This is a genomic window from Streptomyces beihaiensis (assembly GCF_026274175.1).
Taxonomy (GTDB): Bacteria; Actinomycetota; Actinomycetes; order Streptomycetales; family Streptomycetaceae; genus Streptomyces; species Streptomyces beihaiensis.
This window is the reverse complement of sequence record NZ_JAPHNL010000019.1, coordinates 1-20,074: the sequence shown is the minus strand read 5'-3', so window position 1 is coordinate 20,074 and position 20,074 is coordinate 1. Positions and strand designations below refer to the sequence as shown.

At 70.2% G+C, this 20,074-nt stretch carries 17 protein-coding genes and 2 pseudogenes; 13 read left to right on the top strand and 6 right to left on the bottom strand.

Translation table 11 applies throughout. The annotated features are described in order from the left end of the window. A pseudogene (locus OFY01_RS03175) lies at positions 1 to 215 on the bottom strand (MBL fold metallo-hydrolase); the annotation flags it as partial. Positions 216 to 224: 9 nt separating this feature from the next. Beyond that, positions 225 to 950: a maleylpyruvate isomerase family mycothiol-dependent enzyme gene (locus OFY01_RS03170; protein WP_266596073.1), complete on the bottom strand. Its 726-nt coding sequence runs from the start codon at positions 948 to 950 to the stop codon at positions 225 to 227. Positions 951 to 1,230: 280 nt separating this feature from the next. Between OFY01_RS03170 and uvrA the strand changes: the two genes are divergently transcribed. Further along, positions 1,231 to 4,317, top strand: a complete 3,087-nt coding sequence (gene uvrA, locus OFY01_RS03165; RefSeq protein ID WP_266596072.1) for an excinuclease ABC subunit UvrA — start codon at positions 1,231 to 1,233, stop codon at positions 4,315 to 4,317. 71 nt (positions 4,318 to 4,388) lie between these two features. Here uvrA and OFY01_RS03160 read toward each other — a convergent pair. Next, a pseudogene (locus OFY01_RS03160) lies at positions 4,389 to 4,683 on the bottom strand (YceI family protein); the annotation flags it as partial. A gap of 88 nt (positions 4,684 to 4,771) precedes the next feature. Then, positions 4,772 to 5,704, bottom strand: a complete 933-nt coding sequence (locus OFY01_RS03155; protein ID WP_266596071.1) for a carbohydrate kinase family protein — start codon at positions 5,702 to 5,704, stop codon at positions 4,772 to 4,774. Between the two features lie 650 nt (positions 5,705 to 6,354). Here OFY01_RS03155 and OFY01_RS03150 point away from each other — a divergent pair. Next, positions 6,355 to 6,792 carry a Rieske (2Fe-2S) protein gene (locus OFY01_RS03150; RefSeq protein WP_266596070.1) on the top strand — a complete coding sequence of 146 codons (438 nt, stop codon included), beginning with the start codon at positions 6,355 to 6,357 and terminating at the stop codon, positions 6,790 to 6,792. A 24-nt stretch (positions 6,793 to 6,816) separates the two neighbouring features. On the opposite strand, the gene OFY01_RS03145 is transcribed toward OFY01_RS03150, so the two are convergent. Together OFY01_RS03145 and OFY01_RS03140 are read right to left on the bottom strand one after the other, a co-directional pair. Then, a complete protein-coding gene (locus OFY01_RS03145) occupies positions 6,817 to 7,767 on the bottom strand; it encodes a hypothetical protein (RefSeq protein ID WP_266596069.1) in 951 nt (316 codons plus the stop codon). A 327-nt stretch (positions 7,768 to 8,094) separates the two neighbouring features. Then, positions 8,095 to 8,319: a hypothetical protein gene (locus OFY01_RS03140; RefSeq protein WP_266596077.1), complete on the bottom strand. Its 225-nt coding sequence runs from the start codon at positions 8,317 to 8,319 to the stop codon at positions 8,095 to 8,097. Between OFY01_RS03140 and OFY01_RS03135 the strand changes: the two genes are divergently transcribed. The 11 genes from OFY01_RS03135 (at position 8,282) to OFY01_RS03085 (ending at position 19,779) form a co-directional block, all read left to right on the top strand. Further along, positions 8,282 to 8,950: a papain-like cysteine protease family protein gene (locus OFY01_RS03135; protein ID WP_266596076.1), complete on the top strand. Its 669-nt coding sequence runs from the start codon at positions 8,282 to 8,284 to the stop codon at positions 8,948 to 8,950. The genes OFY01_RS03140 and OFY01_RS03135 overlap by 38 nt on opposite strands. Positions 8,951 to 8,955: 5 nt before the next feature. Beyond that, entirely contained in the window at positions 8,956 to 9,825 is an 870-nt protein-coding gene (locus OFY01_RS03130; RefSeq protein WP_266596075.1) for a hypothetical protein, read from the top strand. Positions 9,826 to 9,948: 123 nt separating this feature from the next. Next, on the top strand, positions 9,949 to 12,060 hold the full coding sequence (uvrC, locus tag OFY01_RS03125) for an excinuclease ABC subunit UvrC (protein WP_407700268.1): 2,112 nt from the start codon (positions 9,949 to 9,951) through the stop codon (positions 12,058 to 12,060). Continuing rightward, the gene (gene rapZ, locus OFY01_RS03120; protein ID WP_266596068.1) at positions 12,057 to 13,109 is read left to right on the top strand and encodes an RNase adapter RapZ; all 1,053 of its coding nucleotides are present in this window, start codon (positions 12,057 to 12,059) and stop codon (positions 13,107 to 13,109) included. The genes uvrC and rapZ overlap by 4 nt, the downstream gene beginning before the upstream one ends. After that, positions 13,106 to 14,197 (top strand): gluconeogenesis factor YvcK family protein, encoded by a 1,092-nt coding sequence (locus OFY01_RS03115; protein ID WP_266596067.1) that lies wholly within the window; start codon positions 13,106 to 13,108, stop codon positions 14,195 to 14,197. The genes rapZ and OFY01_RS03115 overlap by 4 nt, the downstream gene beginning before the upstream one ends. After that, entirely contained in the window at positions 14,188 to 15,177 is a 990-nt protein-coding gene (whiA, locus tag OFY01_RS03110) for a DNA-binding protein WhiA (RefSeq protein WP_266596066.1), read from the top strand. Before OFY01_RS03115 ends, whiA begins: the two co-directional genes overlap by 10 nt. A gap of 512 nt (positions 15,178 to 15,689) precedes the next feature. Continuing rightward, entirely contained in the window at positions 15,690 to 16,694 is a 1,005-nt protein-coding gene (gap, locus tag OFY01_RS03105) for a type I glyceraldehyde-3-phosphate dehydrogenase (protein ID WP_266596065.1), read from the top strand. 147 nt (positions 16,695 to 16,841) lie between these two features. Continuing rightward, positions 16,842 to 18,053 carry a phosphoglycerate kinase gene (locus OFY01_RS03100; protein ID WP_266596063.1) on the top strand — a complete coding sequence of 404 codons (1,212 nt, stop codon included), beginning with the start codon at positions 16,842 to 16,844 and terminating at the stop codon, positions 18,051 to 18,053. Between the two features lie 37 nt (positions 18,054 to 18,090). Continuing rightward, entirely contained in the window at positions 18,091 to 18,846 is a 756-nt protein-coding gene (tpiA, locus tag OFY01_RS03095) for a triose-phosphate isomerase (RefSeq protein ID WP_266596074.1), read from the top strand. A gap of 135 nt (positions 18,847 to 18,981) precedes the next feature. Beyond that, positions 18,982 to 19,218 carry a preprotein translocase subunit SecG gene (gene secG, locus OFY01_RS03090; protein ID WP_266596061.1) on the top strand — a complete coding sequence of 79 codons (237 nt, stop codon included), beginning with the start codon at positions 18,982 to 18,984 and terminating at the stop codon, positions 19,216 to 19,218. A 225-nt stretch (positions 19,219 to 19,443) separates the two neighbouring features. Next, complete coding sequence (locus OFY01_RS03085) at positions 19,444 to 19,779, top strand: RNA polymerase-binding protein RbpA (protein ID WP_003976875.1); 336 nt, start codon at positions 19,444 to 19,446, stop codon at positions 19,777 to 19,779. Positions 19,780 to 20,074: the final 295 nt, after the last annotated feature.

The following is a 20,074-nucleotide window of genomic DNA, read 5'->3' as shown; positions in this document are numbered from 1 at the left end:
GTGACGACGGCGTCGACGCCGTCGTCACCGATGAGGCTGAGCAGCGTCCGCGGGTCGTTCGCCGCGTCGATCAGGAGCTGCCGGCCGGTCGCGCGGCAGCGCAGCAGATAAGCGTTGTTGTCCATCGGCCCGACCGCGACCTTGGAGATCATCAGGTCCTGCAGTTCGTGCACGTCCGCCGGGCCGCCGACTTTCACCGCTCCGCTGTACGTCATGAACTCAGCCTATAGCGGAGGCAGAGCGGGCAGGGCGCCTCGCTCGACGGTCAGGGCGGCTCCGTCCCTGCGGCCGGACAGCCAGCCCAGCAGGTCGGCCTGGCGGCCCCGGACGACGACGCCCGGCGCGGGCACCGATCCGTCGTCGCGCTCGTCCTCGGAGAGCTCCCGCACGGCCCCGGTGGCGAGCATCCGGCCGTCGTCCTGCCTGATCTGCACCGGTGGCAGGTCCGGGTGGTTGCGGAACCGTTTTGCGAGGAAGTTGATCTCGCGCTGGGTGAACTCCTCCGACAGGTCCTCCAGCTCGTACCCGATCCCCAGGTCGACGTGGTGCAGTTCGACCTCGATCCAACGCCGGAAGGGAATATTGGCCGCGGTGTCCTTGACGCCGTTGCGCAGTTCCACGGTGCGTGACCAGTCAGCCTCCTCGTCTCCCGCGTGCCGGAAGCGTTCGGCCGTGGCACGGATGTCGTCGACCTGGTCGCGCAGGCTGCGTGCCGCGCCGCGCTCGATGTCGCTGTCGCGCGCCTCGGCGCTGAGGTACATGGGGCGGCCCGCCAGTACGTTGACGAGCGCGTCCGCGTTCCGCGCGAGGTGGGCGAGCACGTGTCCACGGCTCCAGCCCGGTAGCCGTGACGGTTCGGCCACGGCGGCGTTGTCCAGGGTACTGACCGCGGCGAGCAGCCGGTCGGTCGCTTCGCGTACAGACACCAGGTCGCGCACATGATCGCTCATGACGCCGACGATATCTCCGCCACACGTTCGGGTGAAGGTGGCCGGTCTCGCCCCGAAATCGAATGTGCGTGCTATAGGCTCGGATGTGGCGTCGGGCATTCTTGGTGGTCCGGGTTTGTTACCAACCAGGGAAACCAACCGGCGCTGTCAGTGGCTCCCCCTAGTCTTCGAAGGACAGCCTTCTCAAGGCCGCACCGCTTGTGGCGGCGCGGGCTCTTCGAGAGACCTCGTCAGACGGGGGCCCGCCCCTGTCACTCTCCCAAGAAAGGTGCGGACCGGCGTGGCCGACCGTCTCATCGTCCGTGGCGCGCGCGAGCACAATCTCCGGAATGTCTCGCTCGACCTCCCGCGCGACTCCCTCATCGTCTTCACCGGTCTGTCCGGCTCCGGCAAGTCCTCGCTCGCGTTCGACACGATCTTCGCCGAGGGGCAGCGCCGGTACGTCGAATCGCTGTCCTCCTACGCCCGCCAGTTCCTCGGTCAGATGGACAAGCCGGACGTCGACTTCATCGAGGGCCTCTCGCCGGCCGTCTCCATCGACCAGAAGTCGACCTCACGCAACCCGCGCTCCACGGTCGGCACGATCACGGAGGTCTACGACTATCTGCGCCTGCTCTTCGCGCGCATCGGCAAGCCGCACTGCCCGGAGTGCGGCCGCCCCATCGCCCGCCAGTCGCCGCAGGCCATCGTCGACAAGGTCCTGGCGCTGCCCCAGGGGAGCCGCTTCCAGGTGCTCTCCCCGCTGGTGCGCGAGCGCAAGGGCGAGTTCGTCGACCTCTTCGGCGACCTGCAGACCAAGGGCTACTCCCGCGCGCGCGTGGACGGTGCGACGATCCAGCTGTCCGATCCGCCGACCCTGAAGAAGCAGGAGAAGCACACGATCGAGGTGGTCGTCGACCGGCTCACCGTGAAGGACTCCGCGAAGCGCCGCCTGACCGACTCCGTGGAGACCGCTCTCGGCCTCTCCGGCGGCATGGTCGTCCTGGACTTCGTCGACCTGCCCGATGACGACCCCGAGCGCGAGCGGATGTACTCGGAGCATCTGTACTGCCCGCACGACGACCTGTCGTTCGAGGAGCTGGAGCCGCGCTCCTTCTCGTTCAACTCGCCCTTCGGCGCCTGCCCCGACTGCACGGGCATCGGCACGCGCATGGAGGTCGACCCGGAGCTGATCGTCCCGGACGAGGAGAAGTCCCTCGACGAGGGGGCGATCCACCCGTGGTCGCACGGTCACACCAAGGATTACTTCGGCCGCCTCATCGGCGCCCTGGCCGATGCCCTCGGCTTCCGTACGGACATTCCGTTCGCCGGGCTGCCGCAGCGCGCCAGGAAGGCGCTCCTGCACGGCCACAAGACGCAGATCGAGGTCCGCTACCGCAACCGGTACGGACGCGAGCGTGTGTACACGACACCGTTCGAAGGCGCCGTACCGTTCGTCAAGCGCCGCCACAGCGAGGCGGAGTCGGACGCCAGCCGTGAGCGCTTCGAGGGCTACATGCGCGAGGTGCCCTGCCCCACCTGTGAGGGCACGCGGCTCAAGCCGATCGTTCTGGCGGTCACGGTCATGGGGAAGTCCATCGCCGAGGTCTCGGCGATGTCCATCAGTGACTGCGCCGACTTCCTGGCGCAGCTGACGCTGAACGCGCGCGACAAGAAGATCGCCGAGCGCGTCCTGAAGGAGGTCAACGAGCGGCTCCGCTTCCTCGTGGACGTCGGCCTCGACTACCTGTCCCTCAACCGCGCGGCAGGCACTCTCTCCGGCGGCGAGGCCCAGCGCATCCGGCTCGCCACGCAGATCGGCTCCGGCCTCGTCGGGGTGCTCTACGTGCTCGACGAGCCGTCGATCGGCCTCCACCAGCGGGACAACCACCGCCTGATCGAGACGCTGGTCCGGCTGCGCGACATGGGCAACACCCTCATCGTGGTCGAACACGACGAGGACACCATCAAGGTCGCCGACTGGGTTGTCGACATCGGCCCGGGAGCGGGCGAGCACGGCGGCAAGGTGGTGCACAGCGGCCCCTTGAAGGAACTGCTGAGCAACACCGAGTCGATGACCGGCAAATACCTCTCGCGCAAGAAGTCCATCCCGGTGCCCGACATCAGACGTCCCACGGACCGGGGACGCCTCCTGACGGTGCACGGTGCCAAGGAGAACAACCTGCGGGACATCGACGTGTCGTTCCCGCTGGGTGTCCTCACGGCTGTCACCGGCGTCTCGGGTTCCGGCAAGTCGACGCTGGTCAACGACATCCTCTACACGCATCTGGCGCGCGAGCTCAACGGGGCGCGCACGGTGCCGGGCCGGCACACGCGAGTGGAGGGCGACGACCTGGTCGACAAGGTCGTGCACGTCGACCAGTCGCCCATCGGCCGCACCCCGCGCTCGAACCCGGCGACGTACACCGGCGTCTTCGACCACGTCCGCAAGCTGTTCGCCGAGACGACGGAGGCGAAGGTGCGCGGCTATCTGCCGGGTCGCTTCTCCTTCAACGTCAAGGGCGGCCGCTGCGAGAACTGCTCGGGCGACGGCACGATCAAGATCGAGATGAACTTCCTGCCGGACGTCTACGTGCCGTGCGAGGTCTGCCACGGTGCGCGGTACAACCGGGAGACCCTGGAGGTCCACTACAAGGGCAAGTCCATCTCCGAGGTCCTCGACATGCCGATCGAGGAGGCCCTCGACTTCTTCGAGGCCGTCCCCGCCATCGCCCGCCACCTGAGAACGCTCAACGACGTGGGTCTCGGCTATGTCCGTCTCGGCCAGTCGGCACCCACGCTCTCCGGTGGTGAGGCCCAGCGGGTGAAGCTCGCCAGCGAGCTGCAGAAGCGCTCCACGGGCCGTACCGTGTACGTGCTCGACGAGCCGACCACTGGCCTGCACTTCGAGGACATCAGCAAGCTGATCACCGTGCTGTCCGGCCTTGTGGACAAGGGGAACTCGGTCATCGTCATCGAGCACAACCTCGACGTCATCAAGACCGCCGACTGGATCGTCGACATGGGTCCCGAGGGCGGCAGCGGCGGTGGTCTCGTGGTCGCCGAGGGCACTCCGGAACAGGTCGCGGCCGAACCCGCCAGCCACACCGGCAAGTTCCTGCGCGACATCCTCGGCGCCGACCGGGTCAGCGACGCGGCGGTGCCCGCAGCGCGTACCGGTGGGACCGCCGCGAAAAGGCCCGCGAAGAAGGCGGTGGCCGCGGTCAAGGCCAAGGCGAACAAGAGGGCCACCGCCAAGACGGCGAGTGCCGGATCGACCGGAGCGACGGCCGCGGCGAAGAAAACCGCAGGGAAGAACGCCGCAGGAAAGAAGACCACCGCGAAGACCACCGCGAAGAAGACCACGGGCCGAACCCGCAAGCCCTGACCTGTCGGTCACTCTCCGTAAAAAAATGGCGCCCCACGGGAACTCTCCGTGGGGCGCCGCGCGTTCAACGATCAGCCGGCCTGGTCCCGCGGTTCACACGGCTCCACGAACTGCATGTCCAGTTGAACCTTGACAACTTCATCGTGAAGCCCCGGGGCGAGGCTCAAGCCGAAGCCGCTGCGGCGGATCTCGCCCGTGATCGGTCGCGTCACTTCGCCGATGGTCGACTCACCCTCCATCGACCAGTCCTCGCCCGGTCCGCTCACCCTGATGGAGCGGAAGGTCATGGGCGGGCTGTTCTCCACGTCCGGGTGCCCCGCCGAGCAAGGTATGGGCGTCACGGTCGGCATCGCCCGTGCCGATCGAGGTGAGCTGCACGGTGGCCGCCCTGGACCGGCTCGGCGGGCGCGCGCCGGGAGCGCTGCGCGCGGTCAACGGGTGAGTGCCCCCTTACTCACACGTCGCCGACCTCCGACGCGTAGGGAGGCTGGGCGCCGGTCCGTGAGCAGGTGATCGCCGCGGCGTGGGCGGCGAACCGCAGCAGCCGGGCCCAGTGGTCGCCGTCCAGCGCCGCCACTGCCGCGGGGGAGAGGGCGTCCTGCTGGGACAGGCCGTGCAGCAAGGCCGCGTTGACGGTGTCGCCGGCGCCGATCGTGTCCACGACGTCGACGTGCTCGCCGGGCACCGAGTAGGTGTGGCCGCACCTGGTGTGCACGCTCAGGCCGTCGCCGCCGCGCGTGATCACCACGGCGACCGGACCGGCGGTCAACCACTCCTCGGGTGTGCCGCCGAGCCAGTGGGCGTCCTCCTCGGACAACTTCAGGAGCGTGGTCGACGGCAGCCAGCTCTTGAAGCGGGCCCGGTAGGCATCGGGGTCGGGGATGAGGCCGGCTCGGATGTTCGGGTCGAGCGTCGTGAACATGCCCCGGGCGGCTGTCGTGTGCATCAGGTCCTCGTACGCGCTCGCCCCCGGTTCCAGGACGAGCGAGCAGGTGCCGAACGACACCGCGCGCGTGCCGGTCGGAAGGGAGTCGGGAGTGGCGAAGAGTCGGTCGGCGGTGCCGTCCACGTAGAAGGAGTATCCCGCCGAACCGTCGGCACCGATGGAGGCCACGGCCAGCGTCGTCGGTTCGTCTCCGCGCTGCACGGGGGACACGTCCACCTCGGCCGCCCGCAGTCCGGCGAGCAGAGCCTCACCGAAGCCGTCCCGTGAGACGCGCGAACAGAAGGCCACGGGGGAGCCGAGCCTGCCGAGGGCGACGGCCGTGTTGTAGGGGCCGCCACCGAGGCGCGGGGAGAGGTCCGGAAGGCCGCCGTGGGTCGGAGCGTCGTCGGCAGGGTCCTGAGGGACGAGGTCGATCAGGGCTTCTCCGGCGACGACGATCACAGTGCTTCCCTAAGAGGTCGACGGTCCGGGGACCGTGTGGGCGTTGGGCGGCGGACGGGGGCGGTCGGCTTCACGGCGGGTGGAGCGGAGCGTGCCACCGCCCGACGGCAGGCTAGATGCTCACGGCGCGCGGGGCACCCCCGGCCACCACTCGGGCACGTCCACCGCGGAACCGGGCACGTGCCCGCGGCGGATCGGGCAGCACGGCGGGCGGCGGTGCGGCATCCGCCCGCCCGGGGCCGGGAGGCCGAACAGGCGGCAGAGAGCCCGGCAGCGGGAACCGCCAGCCGGGCGTCGGAAGCCCGGGGGCGAGGGCCTGGCAGCCGGAAGCCCGGCGCGGGATGCCAGCAGCCGACGGCCCGGAGTTCGGCGCGGGAAGCCAGTAGTCGGCAGTCCGGGGTCGGGGGCCGGATGCCGGCAGTCGGCAGTCCGAAGCGGGATGCCAGCAGTCGGCAGTCCGGAGTTCGGCGCGGGAAGCCAGCAGCCGGAAGCCGGAGCCGGACAGAGGGTCAGTGGCGGTTGGGGAGGGCGGGGCCTGTGGGGGTGGGTGAGGTGACCGATGCGGTGTCGGTATCGTCTGGTCTGTCCTCGCGCGCGGGTCCTGTGTCCCGCCGCTTCCGCTCGCCTTTCCGCCCGCCCGTGGAGTTCTGATGTCCAGCTCGTCCTCTTCCCGTATCTCCCGCCGCACCGCTCTGCGGGGCGCCGCCGTCGCGGGGACGGCCGGGCTCGGGCTGACCGCGTGTACCGCCGGTTCCGGTGGTTCCGGTGCGGGGGCGGCGCCCACCGGGCCTGTCGACCTGGGCGAGGCGGCCGAGGTGCCCGAGGGCGGCGCGAAACTCTACCGGGACGAGCACGTCGTCGTCAGCCGTACGCGGGACGGTCAGTACAGGGCCTTCAGCACGATCTGCACGCACGCGGGATGCCCGATCGGCATGCTGAAGGGCACGGAGCTGACCTGCAACTGTCACGGCAGCAAGTTCGACGCGACGACCGGCAAGGTGCTGCACAGCCCCGCGACGGTGCCGCTGACGGAGCTGTCGGTGAAGGTCGAGGGCGGGAAGATCATCGCGGCCCCCGCGCAGAAGTGACCCGGAGGGCCTACCGGGCCCGGGTCACTCCCAGTCCCAGTCGATACCGAGAAGGCCAGCTCGTACCTGGGGTTCCACCACGTGGACCGAGCGGTGGCGGCCGCTGAGGGTGAGTTCCTTGCGGGCGCCGCGGGGCGCCGCCGTGGACTGCTGGGCGAAGCGGTGGCAGCGGACGGGCAGGGCGTCGTCGGTGAAGCGGATCTGGAGTGCGTACTGGCCGCCGGCGAAGCTGAAGCCGCGGACGTACTCGGTCGCGGGCCCGGCCGTGCCGTCCGCGAAGCCGTAGCCGAACAAGTGGGTGTCGCCCGCCCGTAGGCACGTGTCGAAGAGCAGTTCGGCGACGAGTACACCCGTGGTGGCGTCCCAGCGCACCCGCCCCGTACGACAGTTCTCCGTGGCGCTCACCACCACGTCGCCCGGCGAGCAGCCAGGGTCGCCGTGGTGGATGGCCACGTAGCGGTCCACGCCGTCACGGTGAGCGCGCACGATCTGCTGGGAGGTGCGGTCGAGGAGCTGGCGGCCAGGGCCGATGCGTACCCGCTCGTGGTGTCCGACCGTGTGCAGGCCCCCGTCGAGCGGCGAGCCCAGCTCGGCGAGCAGGGCGTGCAGCGCCTCGGAGGCTTCGACGAGGGAGCGGTACGAGCGGGTGGCGGGGCGCTGGGCGACCGGTGCGGGCCCGGCGGGGCTCAACAGACGGATGAGCGACTCCTCCGGCAGGCCGAGGATGCCCTCGAGCGCGCGGACGGCCCGCATGGACTCGGGCCGCTGGGGGCGCCGGGCGCCTTGTTGCCAGTAGCTCAGGCTGGTCACGCCGACCTTGATGCCCTGCCGGGAGAGATGGTGCTGCACACGGTGGAGCGGCAGTCGCCGGGCGGCGATGGCGGCGCGCAGGGCGACATGGAAGGGGCCGGTGCGCAGCGCACCTTCCAGAAGGCGTGCCGGTGATGCTTCCTGGGGCCGTTGGCCGAGCCGCATGGGGGCCTCCTGCTGGTGGGCGCGCTCCGCCCATGTGCCGCATGGTGAACATTCACAGCGGTGGAGCGGGTGTCCGCGCCAGGTCGGAGCGGGGTCGCTGGTCGGTGTGCGGGACGTGTTCACATCCATGCGAGGGCATTCACCGCGCCGGGTCACCGGCATTGAAGCGTGTTGACCTGCCTCCGACAAGAGCTGATCCTCGTCATCGAGAGTCGGCCACGGCGGCGAGAGTCGGCGAGAACCGGCGCGAGCCGAGGCCCGTCACCGCGTCCGGACGCGTTCCTCCACATCACACCCCCGCCTCCACATCACACCCCCGCCTCCACATCACACCCCCGCCTTCACATCACACCCTCCTCCACCCCACACCTGTTCAGGGAGGACCGCGATGCGCTCGACCGAACCCCGAATCACCCCTGCGCGCAGACGCCCGCCGCGCAGACGCTCGCCGCGCGGATCCGTCACGAACCGCGGACATCTGCACCGCGCCGCTGTCTCGGGCGCGGCCACGGCGATGGCGGCCTTGGCGGCCTTGGCGGTGCCGTCGGCCACCGCGCACGCCGCCCCCGCGACCCCTCACTCCGCCACCTCAACCCCCCACTCCGCCCTCGCAGCCGCTCACTCCGCCTCGGGAGCCCCCAGCTACGCCTCAGCGGTTGACCCCTCCGCTCCCGGCTTCGCCGCGCGAAACCACGCTGATCTCTCGGCTCGTCGCCTGAACATCACCATGCAGGTCCAGCAGAAGACCAACTGGTGCTGGGCGGCGAGCGGGAACACGATCGCCACCTGGTTCGGCCGCGATTACTCGCAGAACCAGTTCTGCGACGCCGCGTTCGGGCGTCCGCAGGGCAGCGAGTGCCCCAACTACCAGGCCACACTGGGCAATGTGCAGGACGGCCTCGGCTGGGCGGGCATCAACCCCGGCTCGTACGTGACCGGATGGCTGCGCTACTCCACCGTCCGTACGGAGATCGGCGCGAACCGGCCGATCGAGACGCGGATCCAGTGGTCGAGCGGCGGCGGGCACATGCACGTCCTGTACGGGTACGACGACGCGAACTCCTGGGTCTACTGGGGCGATCCGTGGCCTTCCGACTACCGGTACAACTGGGCGTCGCACGACTGGTACGTCAGCAACAACTCCTTCTCCTGGACCCACTCGCTGTACCGGATCGGGGCGTGAGCGCGATGAGACGACGGATCACGCCCGCCGCCCTCGCCGGCAGCGGCGTCGGCGCGGCCCTCCTGCTCGGCCTCGCCGCCCCGCACGCGGCGGCGGCCCCAGGGCCCGGCGCGGTGCCCTCCCCGGCGTCCGCGCCCGTGCCTGTCACCGCGCACGCGCGTGTGGCGGCGCACGACGCGGCGTCCACCCCCGAGGTCCGCAAGACCCTCTCCTGCTTCTTCGCCCGAGGCCGGGGCGGCATGCCCGCCGCCCCGGCCACCCCCGCCGGGCCCGGAGCACCGGCCTCCGCCGCCTCGGCGGCCGCGCCTCGCATCGAGGGAAGCCGGGCGGTGCCTGTCTCCTACCTGTCGCCCGACTTCGTCGCGGGCAAGAAGGGCGCCCAGGTCGCCCAGGTGGAGTTCCTGGCCTCCGAGGCGGTGGCGGCAGACGGCCGCACGGCCTCGTTGTGGACCGTCGAGGAACACGGCGCGTGGAGGGTCGTCAACATCGCCTCGGGGGACGACGAGTTCCGTTACGCCCGCCTGGGGCACGACAAGATGCCCGGCGGCACGGTGTTCCGCGAGCCGCAGATCAACGCCTGGTACGTCGCCGACCACGCGCGCGTACTGCCGCTCGACAAGGAGGCGGTGCGGGCCGTCGGCCGGCACGGTGTGGCGCTGGCCGCGTATCAGAAGCGGGTGGCCCGCGCCTACGGGGACAAGTTGCCCGGTTCGTCGTACGCGAAGAAGGGGGAGGCAGGCGGGTACGGTGCCGCGCCCGGCGGGGCGAGGGACCCGGTGGCCTTCGCGTCCACGGTGGCGGGAGTCGGGGCCCTGGTCGCGTTGGGCCTGAGCGGCGCCGCCGTACTGCGGGGCAGGGCACGCCGCAAGGCCTGAGCCGTCCCGGCCCACGCGGGTGACCGGCCGGGCGGGCGGGCTTGGCCGGCCACCCGCGAGAAGTGTCCGCCGGTCGCCCGCGGGACGTGTCCGCCGGTCACCCGTGAGGTCTGCGATCCCGGACTGTCACAGCCCGCAAGTAGGGTGTCTGACATGGCCGACCCTTCCAGCTACCGCCCCAAGCCGGGACAGATTCCCGACTCCCCAGGGGTGTACAGGTTCCGAGACGAGCACCGCCGGGTGATCTACGTCGGAAAGGCGAAGAGCCTGCGCCAGCGCCTGGCCAACTACTTCCAGGACCTGGCGAACCTGCACCCCCGTACGCGCACGATGGTCACCACCGCCGCGTCCGTGGAGTGGACCGTCGTGTCCACGGAGGTCGAGGCGCTGCAGCTGGAGTACTCCTGGATCAAGGAGTTCGATCCCCGGTTCAACGTCAAGTACCGCGACGACAAGAGCTACCCGTACCTCGCGGTGACGATGAACGAGCAGTTCCCGCGCGTCCAGGTGATGCGCGGCCAGAAGCGCAAGGGCGTGCGCTACTTCGGCCCTTACGGGCACGCCTGGGCGATCCGCGACACCGTCGACCTGCTGCTGCGCGTCTTCCCGGTCCGCACCTGCTCGGCGGGCGTGTTCAAGAACGCGGAGCGCACCGGCCGTCCCTGTCTGCTCGGCTACATCGGCAAGTGCTCGGCGCCCTGCGTGAGCCGTGTCAGCCCCGAGGAGCACCGCGAACTGGCCGAGGAGTTCTGCGACTTCATGGCCGGTCGCACCGGCACGTACATCCGTCGCCTGGAGAAGGAGATGGCGGCCGCCGCCGAGGAGATGGAGTACGAGCGGGCGGCCCGCCTGCGCGACGACATCGAGGCGCTGAAGAAGGCGATGGAGAAGAGCGCGGTGGTGCTGGCCGACGCCACCGACGCCGACCTCATCGCCCTCGCGGAGGACGAGCTGGAGGCAGCGGTCCAGATCTTCCACGTGCGGGGCGGGCGCGTGCGCGGTCAGCGCGGCTGGGTCACCGACAAGGTCGAGGCCGTCACCAGCGGCGACCTGGTGGAGCACGCGCTCCAGCAGCTGTACGGCGAGGAGAGCGGCGACGCCGTGCCCAAGGAGGTCCTCGTCCCGGCGCTGCCCGACCCCGTCGAGCCGGTCCAGGCCTGGCTGACCGAGCGTCGCGGGTCGCACGTGTCGCTGCGCATCCCGCAGCGCGGCGACAAGAAGGCCCTGATGGAGACGGTTCATCGCAACGCGCAGCAGGCGCTCGCCCTGCACAAGACGAAGCGCGCCTCCGACCTCACCACGCGCTCGCGCGCGCTGGAGGAGATCGCCGACGCCCTCGACCTGGACACCGCCCCGCTGCGTATCGAGTGCTACGACATCTCGCACCTGCAGGGCGACGACGTCGTGGCCTCCATGGTGGTGTTCGAGGACGGACTGGCCCGCAAGAGCGAGTACCGCCGGTTCCAGATCAAGGGCTTCGAGGGGCAGGACGACGTCCGCTCCATGCACGAAGTGATCACCCGCCGCTTCAGGCGGTACCTGGCCGCGCAGGAGAAGTCGGCCGAGTGGTCGGACGAGGGCCCCGCGGCGGACGCCGCCGAAGCCCCCGGCCCCGCCGCTCCCGGCGTCCCCGAAACCCCCGAGGCGCCCGAGGAGCACCGGCTCACCGAGGACGACGGCCGGCCCAAGAAGTTCGCCTACCCGCCCCAGCTCGTCGTGGTCGACGGCGGGCAGCCGCAGGTCGCCGCGGCCCGGCGGGCCCTGGACGAGCTGGGCATCGACGACATCGCGGTCTGCGGTCTCGCCAAACGCCTCGAAGAGGTCTGGGTGCCGGGCGACGACGACCCGGTGGTCCTGCCCCGCACCAGCGAGGGCCTGTATCTGCTGCAGCGCGTCCGCGACGAGGCGCACCGGTTCGCCATCACCTACCAGCGCACCAAGCGGGCCAAGCGGTTCCGGGCGAGCCCCCTGGACGACGTGCCGGGGCTCGGCGACGCGCGCAAGCAGACCCTGATCAAACACTTCGGTTCCGTCAAACGGCTACGGTCCGCCACGATGGACCAGATCTGTGAGGTACCCGGTATAGGCCGCAAGACGGCCGAGGCGATCGTCGCGGCCTTCGCCAAGGCGGCACCGGCGGCGCCCGCCGTGAACACGGCCACCGGAGAGATCATGGAAGACGAAGAGGCCGCCACCGGCGGTGACTCGCAAGAACCACGGGGGCAGCGACGATGAGCGAGCACGACATGGAAACCGGCAGTACCGCACAACCACAGAACGAGCCCCAAGGACCTCAGGGAGATCAAGGACCTCACGGGCCTCAAACACACCAGGAGCCTCAGCCTCACGGGACGCACACCCCTCACGCTCCGGCGGCCGGCCCCGACGCCAGTACGACGATCGACACGGCCGCAGGCCCCGACGCCATCCCCGAGCTGGTGATCATCTCCGGGATGTCGGGCGCGGGCCGCTCCACCGCCGCGAAGTGCCTGGAGGACCTCGGCTGGTTCGTCGTCGACAACCTGCCGCCCGCCCTCATCCCCACCATGGTCGAGCTCGGCGCCCGCTCACAGGGGAACGTGGCGCGGATCGCCGTCGTGGTCGACGTGCGCGGCCGCCGCTTCTTCGACAACCTCCGCGAGTCCCTCGCCGACCTGGAGTCGCGGGACGTCACACGCCGCGTCGTCTTCCTGGAGTCCTCGGACGACGCCCTGGTGCGCCGCTTCGAGTCGGTGCGCCGCCCGCACCCTCTGCAGGGCGACGGCCGCATCGTCGACGGTATCGCCGCCGAGCGTGAACTCCTGCGCGAACTGCGCGGCGACGCCGACCTGGTCATCGACACCTCCAGCCTGAACGTGCACGAGCTGCGCGCCAAGATGGACGCCCAGTTCGCGGGCGAGGAGGAGCCCGAGCTGCGGGCCACCGTCATGTCGTTCGGGTTCAAGTACGGGCTGCCGGTCGACGCCGACCTGGTCGTCGACATGCGCTTCCTGCCCAACCCGCACTGGGTCCCCGAGCTGCGCCCCTTCACCGGACTCAACGAAGAGGTGTCGAACTACGTCTTCGCGCAGCCCGGCGCGAAGGAGTTCCTGGACCGGTACACCGAGCTGCTGCAGCTGATCGCGGCAGGCTACCGGCGCGAGGGCAAGCGCTATGTCACCATCGCCGTCGGCTGCACCGGCGGCAAGCACCGTTCCGTGGCCACCTCGGAGAAGCTCGCCGCGCGCCTGGCCGCCCAGGGTGTGGAGACCGTCGTCGTCCACCGTGACATGGGCCGCGAATGACCGGACGCACTCAGCGGCTCACCCGGCGCCTGCGCCGCGTAGGCACAACCACCGGCATCACCACCGGCACCGGCACGGCCACCGGCGCGGGCGCCCGCTCCGCCCAGCGCCGCCGCAGGGGCACCACGCCCAAGGTCGTCGCCCTCGGCGGAGGCATGGGCCTGTCCGCGTCCCTGGCGTCGCTGCGCCGTATCACCGGGGACCTGACGGCCGTCGTCACCGTCGCCGACGACGGCGGCTCCAGCGGGCGGCTCCGCGACGAGCTTGGCGTGCTGCCCCCCGGCGACCTGCGCAAGGCCCTCGCCGCGCTGTGCGGCGACGACGACTGGGGGCAGACCTGGGCCCGTGTCATCCAGCACCGCTTCCAGTCGAAGGGCGACCTGCACGAGCACGCGGTCGGCAATGTGCTGATCGTCGCCCTGTGGGAGCAGCTGGGCGACCACGTCCAGGCCCTCGACCTGGTCGGCAGGCTGCTGGGCGCGCACGGGCGGGTGCTGCCCATGTCCGCGGTGCCGCTGGAGCTGGAGGCCCTGGTCAAGGGCCACGACCCGGCCCACCCGGAGGCCGTCGGCACGGTCCGCGGACAGGCCACCGTCGCGCTCACGCCCGGCGAGGTCCAGTCCGTGCACCTGGTGCCGCACGACCCGCCGGCCGTCCCCGAGGCCGTCGCCGCGGTGCTCGACGCGGACTGGGTGGTGCTCGGCCCCGGCTCCTGGTTCTCGTCCGTGATCCCGCACCTGCTGGTCCCCGAGCTGCTCGACGCGCTCGTCGAGACGAAGGCCCGCAAGGTCCTCTCGCTCAACCTCGCGCCGCAACCCGGAGAAACCGATGGGTTCTCACCGCAGCGTCATTTGGAGGTTTTGGCCCGACACGCCCCTAAACTCGCCCTGGACGTGGTGCTGGCCGACGAGGCCGCCGTGCCCGACCGCGCGTCCCTCACCGACACCGCCAAGGAGCGTTTCGGTGCCGCGGTCGAGCTGGCGCCGGTGGCCAGGCCCGACGGGACTCCGCGACATGATCCGGAGCTGTTGGCCGCCGCGTACGACCGTATTTTTCGGATGCATGGAAGGATCGGCCCATGGCGATGACGGCAGCGGTGAAGGACGAGATCTCCCGGCTCCCCGTCACCCGGACCTGCTGCAGGAAGGCCGAGGTCTCGGCGATCCTGCGGTTCGCGGGCGGCCTTCACCTGGTGAGCGGCCGCATCGTGATCGAGGCGGAGCTGGACACCGCGATGGCCGCCCGGCGGCTCAAGCGCGACATCCTTGAGATCTTCGGGCACAGCTCGGAGCTGATCGTGATGGCTCCCGGCGGGCTGCGTCGCGGTTCGCGGTTCGTCGTCCGCGTCGTCAGCGGCGGCGACCAGCTGGCCCGGCAGACGGGCCTGGTGGACGGCCGCGGCCGCCCGATCCGCGGCCTGCCCCCGCAGGTGGTCTCGGGCGCCACCTGTGACGCGGAGGCGGCCTGGCGCGGCGCCTTCCTCGCGCACGGCTCGCTCACCGAGCCGGGCCGCTCCAGCTCCCTGGAGGTGACTTGTCCGGGCCCGGAGGCCGCGCTGGCCCTGGTCGGTGCCGCCCGCAGGCTCTCGATCGCCGCCAAGGCCCGCGAGGTGCGCGGCGTCGACCGCGTGGTGGTCCGCGACGGCGACGCGATCGGCGCCCTGCTCACCCGGATGGGCGCACACGAGTCGGTCCTCGCCTGGGAGGAGCGGCGGATGCGCCGTGAGGTCCGGGCCACCGCCAACCGCCTCGCCAACTTCGACGACGCCAACCTGCGCCGCTCGGCCCGCGCGGCGGTCGCCGCGGGCGCACGCGTGCAGCGGGCCCTGGAGATCCTCGGCGACGACGTGCCCGAGCACCTGGCGGCCGCGGGCCGGCTGCGCATGGAGCACAAGCAGGCGTCCCTGGAGGAGCTGGGCGCGCTCGCGGACCCGCCGCTGACCAAGGACGCCGTCGCGGGCCGCATCCGCCGCCTGCTCGCCATGGCCGACAAGCGGGCCCAGGACCTCGGCATCCCCGGCACCGAGTCGAACCTGACCGAGGAGATGGCGGAGAACATGGCGGGCTGACCCGTCCGGCCGGTGGCGCACTTGTGCGGTCCGCGGCGGCCCTGTAAGGCCGGTGGCGGCGCCCCTCACGCAGGGGGCGCCGCCACCGGCCTTTTCCATTATTCCGAGACGGACCTGAACGCGGACCTGAACGCGGCCCCGAAGGCATCTTTGAACGCGGACCTGAACGCGTCCCTGAACAGCTTCTGTGAACGCGGACCTGAACGCTTCTCCGAACGCGGTCCGGACACCGCCGGAACGCGACCGAATCTCCGCCGAATCACCGACCGATCGCGGCCGAAAAAAGCGCTCATCGGTTAGCCCCCGCGCTCAATTAGCGACTGTTTCCCGCCGAAATACGGGGGCTGAACGGCCCTGAACGTAAATTACCCACGGGTACACGGCCCTGATTCCTGTGCAGGGCCGCTCGATGTCACCCGAAGCCCTTATGGGAGGTAGGGTCGGAGGCGGTCGGGGACATCCCAAACAGCTCGCCGGCGGACAGGCCGGCGTACCAACGAGGAGATCGGTTCGTGACGATCCGCGTAGGCATCAATGGCTTCGGTCGCATCGGCCGCAACTACTTCCGGGCGCTCAAGGCCCAGGGTGCGGACATCGAGGTCGTGGCGGTCAACGACCTGGGCGACACCGCTACTACGGCACACCTGCTGAAGTACGACACCATCCTCGGCCAGTTCCCGGGCGAGGTGTCGCACACCGCCGACACCATCACCGTCGACGGCCACACCATCAAGGTTCTCTCCGAGCGCAACCCGGCCGACATTCCGTGGGGCGACCTCGGCGTCGACATCGTCATCGAGTCGACCGGCATCTTCACCAAGAAGGCGGACGCCGAGAAGCACATCGCCGGTGGTGCGAAGAAGGTCCTCATCTCGGCCCCGGCCAAGGACGAGGACATCACCATCGTGATGGGCGTCAACAACGACAAGTACGACCCGGCGAACCACCACGTCATCTCGAACGCCTCCTGCACCACCAACTGCGTGGCGCCGATGGCGAAGGTCCTCGACGAGTCCTTCGGCATCGCCAAGGGCTTCATGACCACGGTGCACGCCTACACCAACGACCAGCGCATCCTGGACTTCCCGCACAAGGACCTGCGCCGCGCCCGCACCGCCGCGCAGAACATCATCCCGACGACCACCGGTGCCGCCCGCGCCACCGCCCTGGTCCTTCCGCAGCTCAAGGGCAAGCTGGACGGCATGGCCATGCGCGTCCCGGTGCCCACCGGCTCCATCACGGACCTGGTCGTCGAGCTGAACCGCGAGGTCACCAAGGACGAGGTCAACGCCGCGTTCCAGAAGGCATCCGAGGGTCAGCTCAAGGGCATCATGGCGTACACCGAGGACCCGATCGTCTCCTCGGACATCGTCTCCACCCCGCCGTCCTGCACCTTCGACTCCAGCCTGACCATGGCCGACGGCAACACCGTCAAGGTCCTCGGCTGGTACGACAACGAGTGGGGTTACTCCAACCGACTCGTCGACCTGACCACCTTCGTCGGCGGCCAGCTCTGACCGGTGTCCGGACACGGTTCCGGACACCGCTTCCGTAGTCGATACGGTTCAGGCACCTCGATGTGAGCACGGGGCTCGGGCAGCGCGACGCCGCGCTGTGCGGGCCCCCTTGCTTGTGCGTGTAGCGTCCAAGGAGTCAAGAAGAGTATGAAGACGATCGATGAACTTCTCGCCGAAGGGGTCAGCGGCAAGCGTGTCTTCGTCCGCGCCGACCTCAACGTGCCGCTGGCCGACGGCCTGATCACCGACGACGGCCGCATCCGCGCCGTCCTGCCCACCGTCAAGGCCCTGGCCGAGGCGGGCGCCAAGGTGATCGTCGCCTCCCACCTGGGCCGCCCCAAGGGCGCCCCGGACCCGCAGTTCTCGCTGCTGCCCGCCGCCGAGCGGATGGCCGAGCTGCTCGGCAAGCCGGTCGCGTTCGCCCAGGACACCGTCGGCCCCGCCGCGCACGACGCCGTGGACGGCCTGCAGCCCGGCCAGGTCGCCGTCGTCGAGAACCTGCGCTTCAACGCCGGTGAGACCAGCAAGGACGACGCCGAGCGCGCCGCCTTCGCGGACCAGCTCGCCGCCCTCGCCGACGCGTACGTGGGCGACGGCTTCGGCGCCGTGCACCGCAAGCACGCCTCGGTCTTCGACCTGCCGAAGAAGCTCCCGCACTACGCGGGCTACCTCATCGCCACCGAGGTCGGCGTCCTGAAGAAGCTCACCGAGGACGTCAAGCGCCCCTACGTCGTCGCGCTCGGCGGCGCCAAGGTCTCCGACAAGCTGGCCGTCATCGACCAGCTGCTCGGCAAGGCCGACCGCCTCCTCATCGGCGGCGGCATGGCGTACACGTTCCTCAAGGCCAAGGGCTACGAGGTCGGTATCTCGCTCCTCCAGGAGGACCAGATCCCGGCCGTCACCGAGTACCTGGAACGCGCAGAGAAGAACGGCGTGGAGCTCGTGCTCCCGGTCGACGTGCTGGTCGCGGGCGAGTTCCCGGACCTGAAGACCAAGGCCCCGGCCAACCCCACCACCGTCGCCGCGGACGCCATCCCGGCCGACCAGGAGGGCCTGGACATCGGCCCCGAGACCCGCAAGCTGTACGCCTCGAAGCTCGCCGACGCCGAGACGGTCTTCTGGAACGGACCGATGGGCGTCTTCGAGCACCCCGACTACGCCGAGGGCACCAAGGCCGTCGCCCAGGCCCTCATCGACTCGCCCGGCTTCACCGTGGTGGGCGGCGGGGACTCCGCCGCCGCGGTCCGTACCCTGGGCTTCGACGAGAAGGCATTCGGCCACATCTCGACCGGCGGCGGTGCCTCCCTCGAGTACCTCGAGGGCAAGACGCTGCCCGGTCTCGCCGCACTGGAGAACTGACACCCTCATGACGAACCAGCCCACCCGCACGCCGCTGATGGCGGGCAACTGGAAGATGAACCTCAACCACCTCGAGGCCATCGCCCACGTCCAGAAGCTCGCCTTCGCCCTCGCGGACAAGGACTACCAGGCCGTCGAGGTCGCCGTCCTGCCGCCCTTCACCGACCTGCGCTCCGTGCAGACGCTGGTCGACGGCGACAAGCTCCAGATCAAGTACGGCGCCCAGGACATCTCGGCGCACGACTCCGGCGCGTACACCGGCGAGATCTCGGGCCCGATGCTGGCCAAGCTGAAGTGCGCGTACGTGGCGATCGGCCACTCCGAGCGCCGTCAGTACCACGCCGAGACCGACGAGGTCGTCAACGCGAAGGTGCAGGCCGCCTACAAGCACGGCCTGACCCCGATCATGTGCGTCGGCGAGGAACTGGAGGTGCGCGAGGCCGGCAACGCCGTCGCGCACACCCTCTCCCAGGTCGAGGGCGGCCTCAAGGGCCTCCCGGCCGAGCAGGCCGAGACCATCGTGATCGCGTACGAGCCGGTCTGGGCCATCGGTACCGGCAAGGTCTGCGGCGCCGACGACGCGCAGGAGGTCTGCGCGGCGATCCGCGGCAAGCTCGCCGACCTGTACTCGCAGGACGTCGCCGACAAGATCCGCATCCAGTACGGCGGGTCGGTCAAGTCCGGCAACGTCGCGGAGATCATGGGCAAGCCCGACATCGACGGCGCCCTCGTCGGCGGCGCCTCGCTCGACGCCGACGAGTTCGTCAAGATCGTCCGGTTCGACGAGCAGTGATCAGGCCGGTGAGTAGGCGCTAGCGACGATACGTCGTACCCTTGCGGGGCCGAGGCTCTCCATCGGAGCATCACAAGCTCTCACAGCGAGCCTCGACCCTGTCGTCCGAACACGTCCGAGGAAGTTGGTCCAGCCGTGGTTTTGGGGTTCTCGATCGCCCTGATCGTCTTCAGCCTGCTGCTGATGCTCCTTGTGCTCATGCACAAGGGAAAGGGTGGCGGCCTCTCCGACATGTTCGGTGGCGGCATGCAGTCCTCCGTCGGCGGCTCCTCGGTCGCCGAGCGCAACCTGGACCGGATCACCATCGTGATCGGTCTGCTCTGGTTCGCGTGCATCGTCACGCTCGGCATCCTCATGAAGGTCAACAACTGACCCTCCGGTGTCGGCCGCACACCCACCGCCACACCTGAACACAGATACGCCCAGCCCCATGACGGGCCGCAGCTCAACGGCGCGGCCTATCATGGGGCTTGCGTCTGTGGAGGGATGTAACTCCAATCACTGGACGTGCGTTGGGCCTTACGTAGACTGAGGCGCTCCGCGGCGAAGCGAGACGCCGACACGCTTCGCGGCACCATCACGCAGGGAGTTACGACCGTGGCAAGTGGCAACGCGATCCGAGGAAGTCGGGTCGGGGCGGGGCCGATGGGCGAGGCCGAGCGCGGTGAGTCCGCGCCACGCCTGCGCATCTCCTTCTGGTGCTCGAACGGGCACGAGACGCAGCCGAGCTTCGCCTCCGACGCGCAGGTGCCGGAGACCTGGGACTGCCCGCGCTGCGGGTTCCCGGCAGGCCAGGACCGGGACAACCCGCCGGACCCGCCCCGCACCGAGCCGTACAAGACCCACCTCGCGTACGTACGGGAGCGGCGCAGCGACGCGGACGGCGAGGCGATCCTCGCCGAGGCGCTCGCCAAGCTGCGAGGCGAGATCTGATCATCCACCACAGCGTTCACCGGCCGGGCCGGGCGGCCGCCGTCCTCAGGCCGGCCGTCCGGCCCGACGTTTTTCGCGGCACTCTCGTCAGCGAAAGGCCCGACCCACCCTGATCAACTAGGTTGGACCACATGAACGCAGAAAGCCGTGCCAGGCTCGACCGGACACCGCAGTGGGCGGCGCTCACCACGCACCGCGAGCAGCTGGGCGATGTGGGGCTGCGCGAGCTGTTCGCCGGCGACCCCGGGCGTGCCGGGCGCTACACGGTCCAGGTCGGTGACCTGTACATCGATTA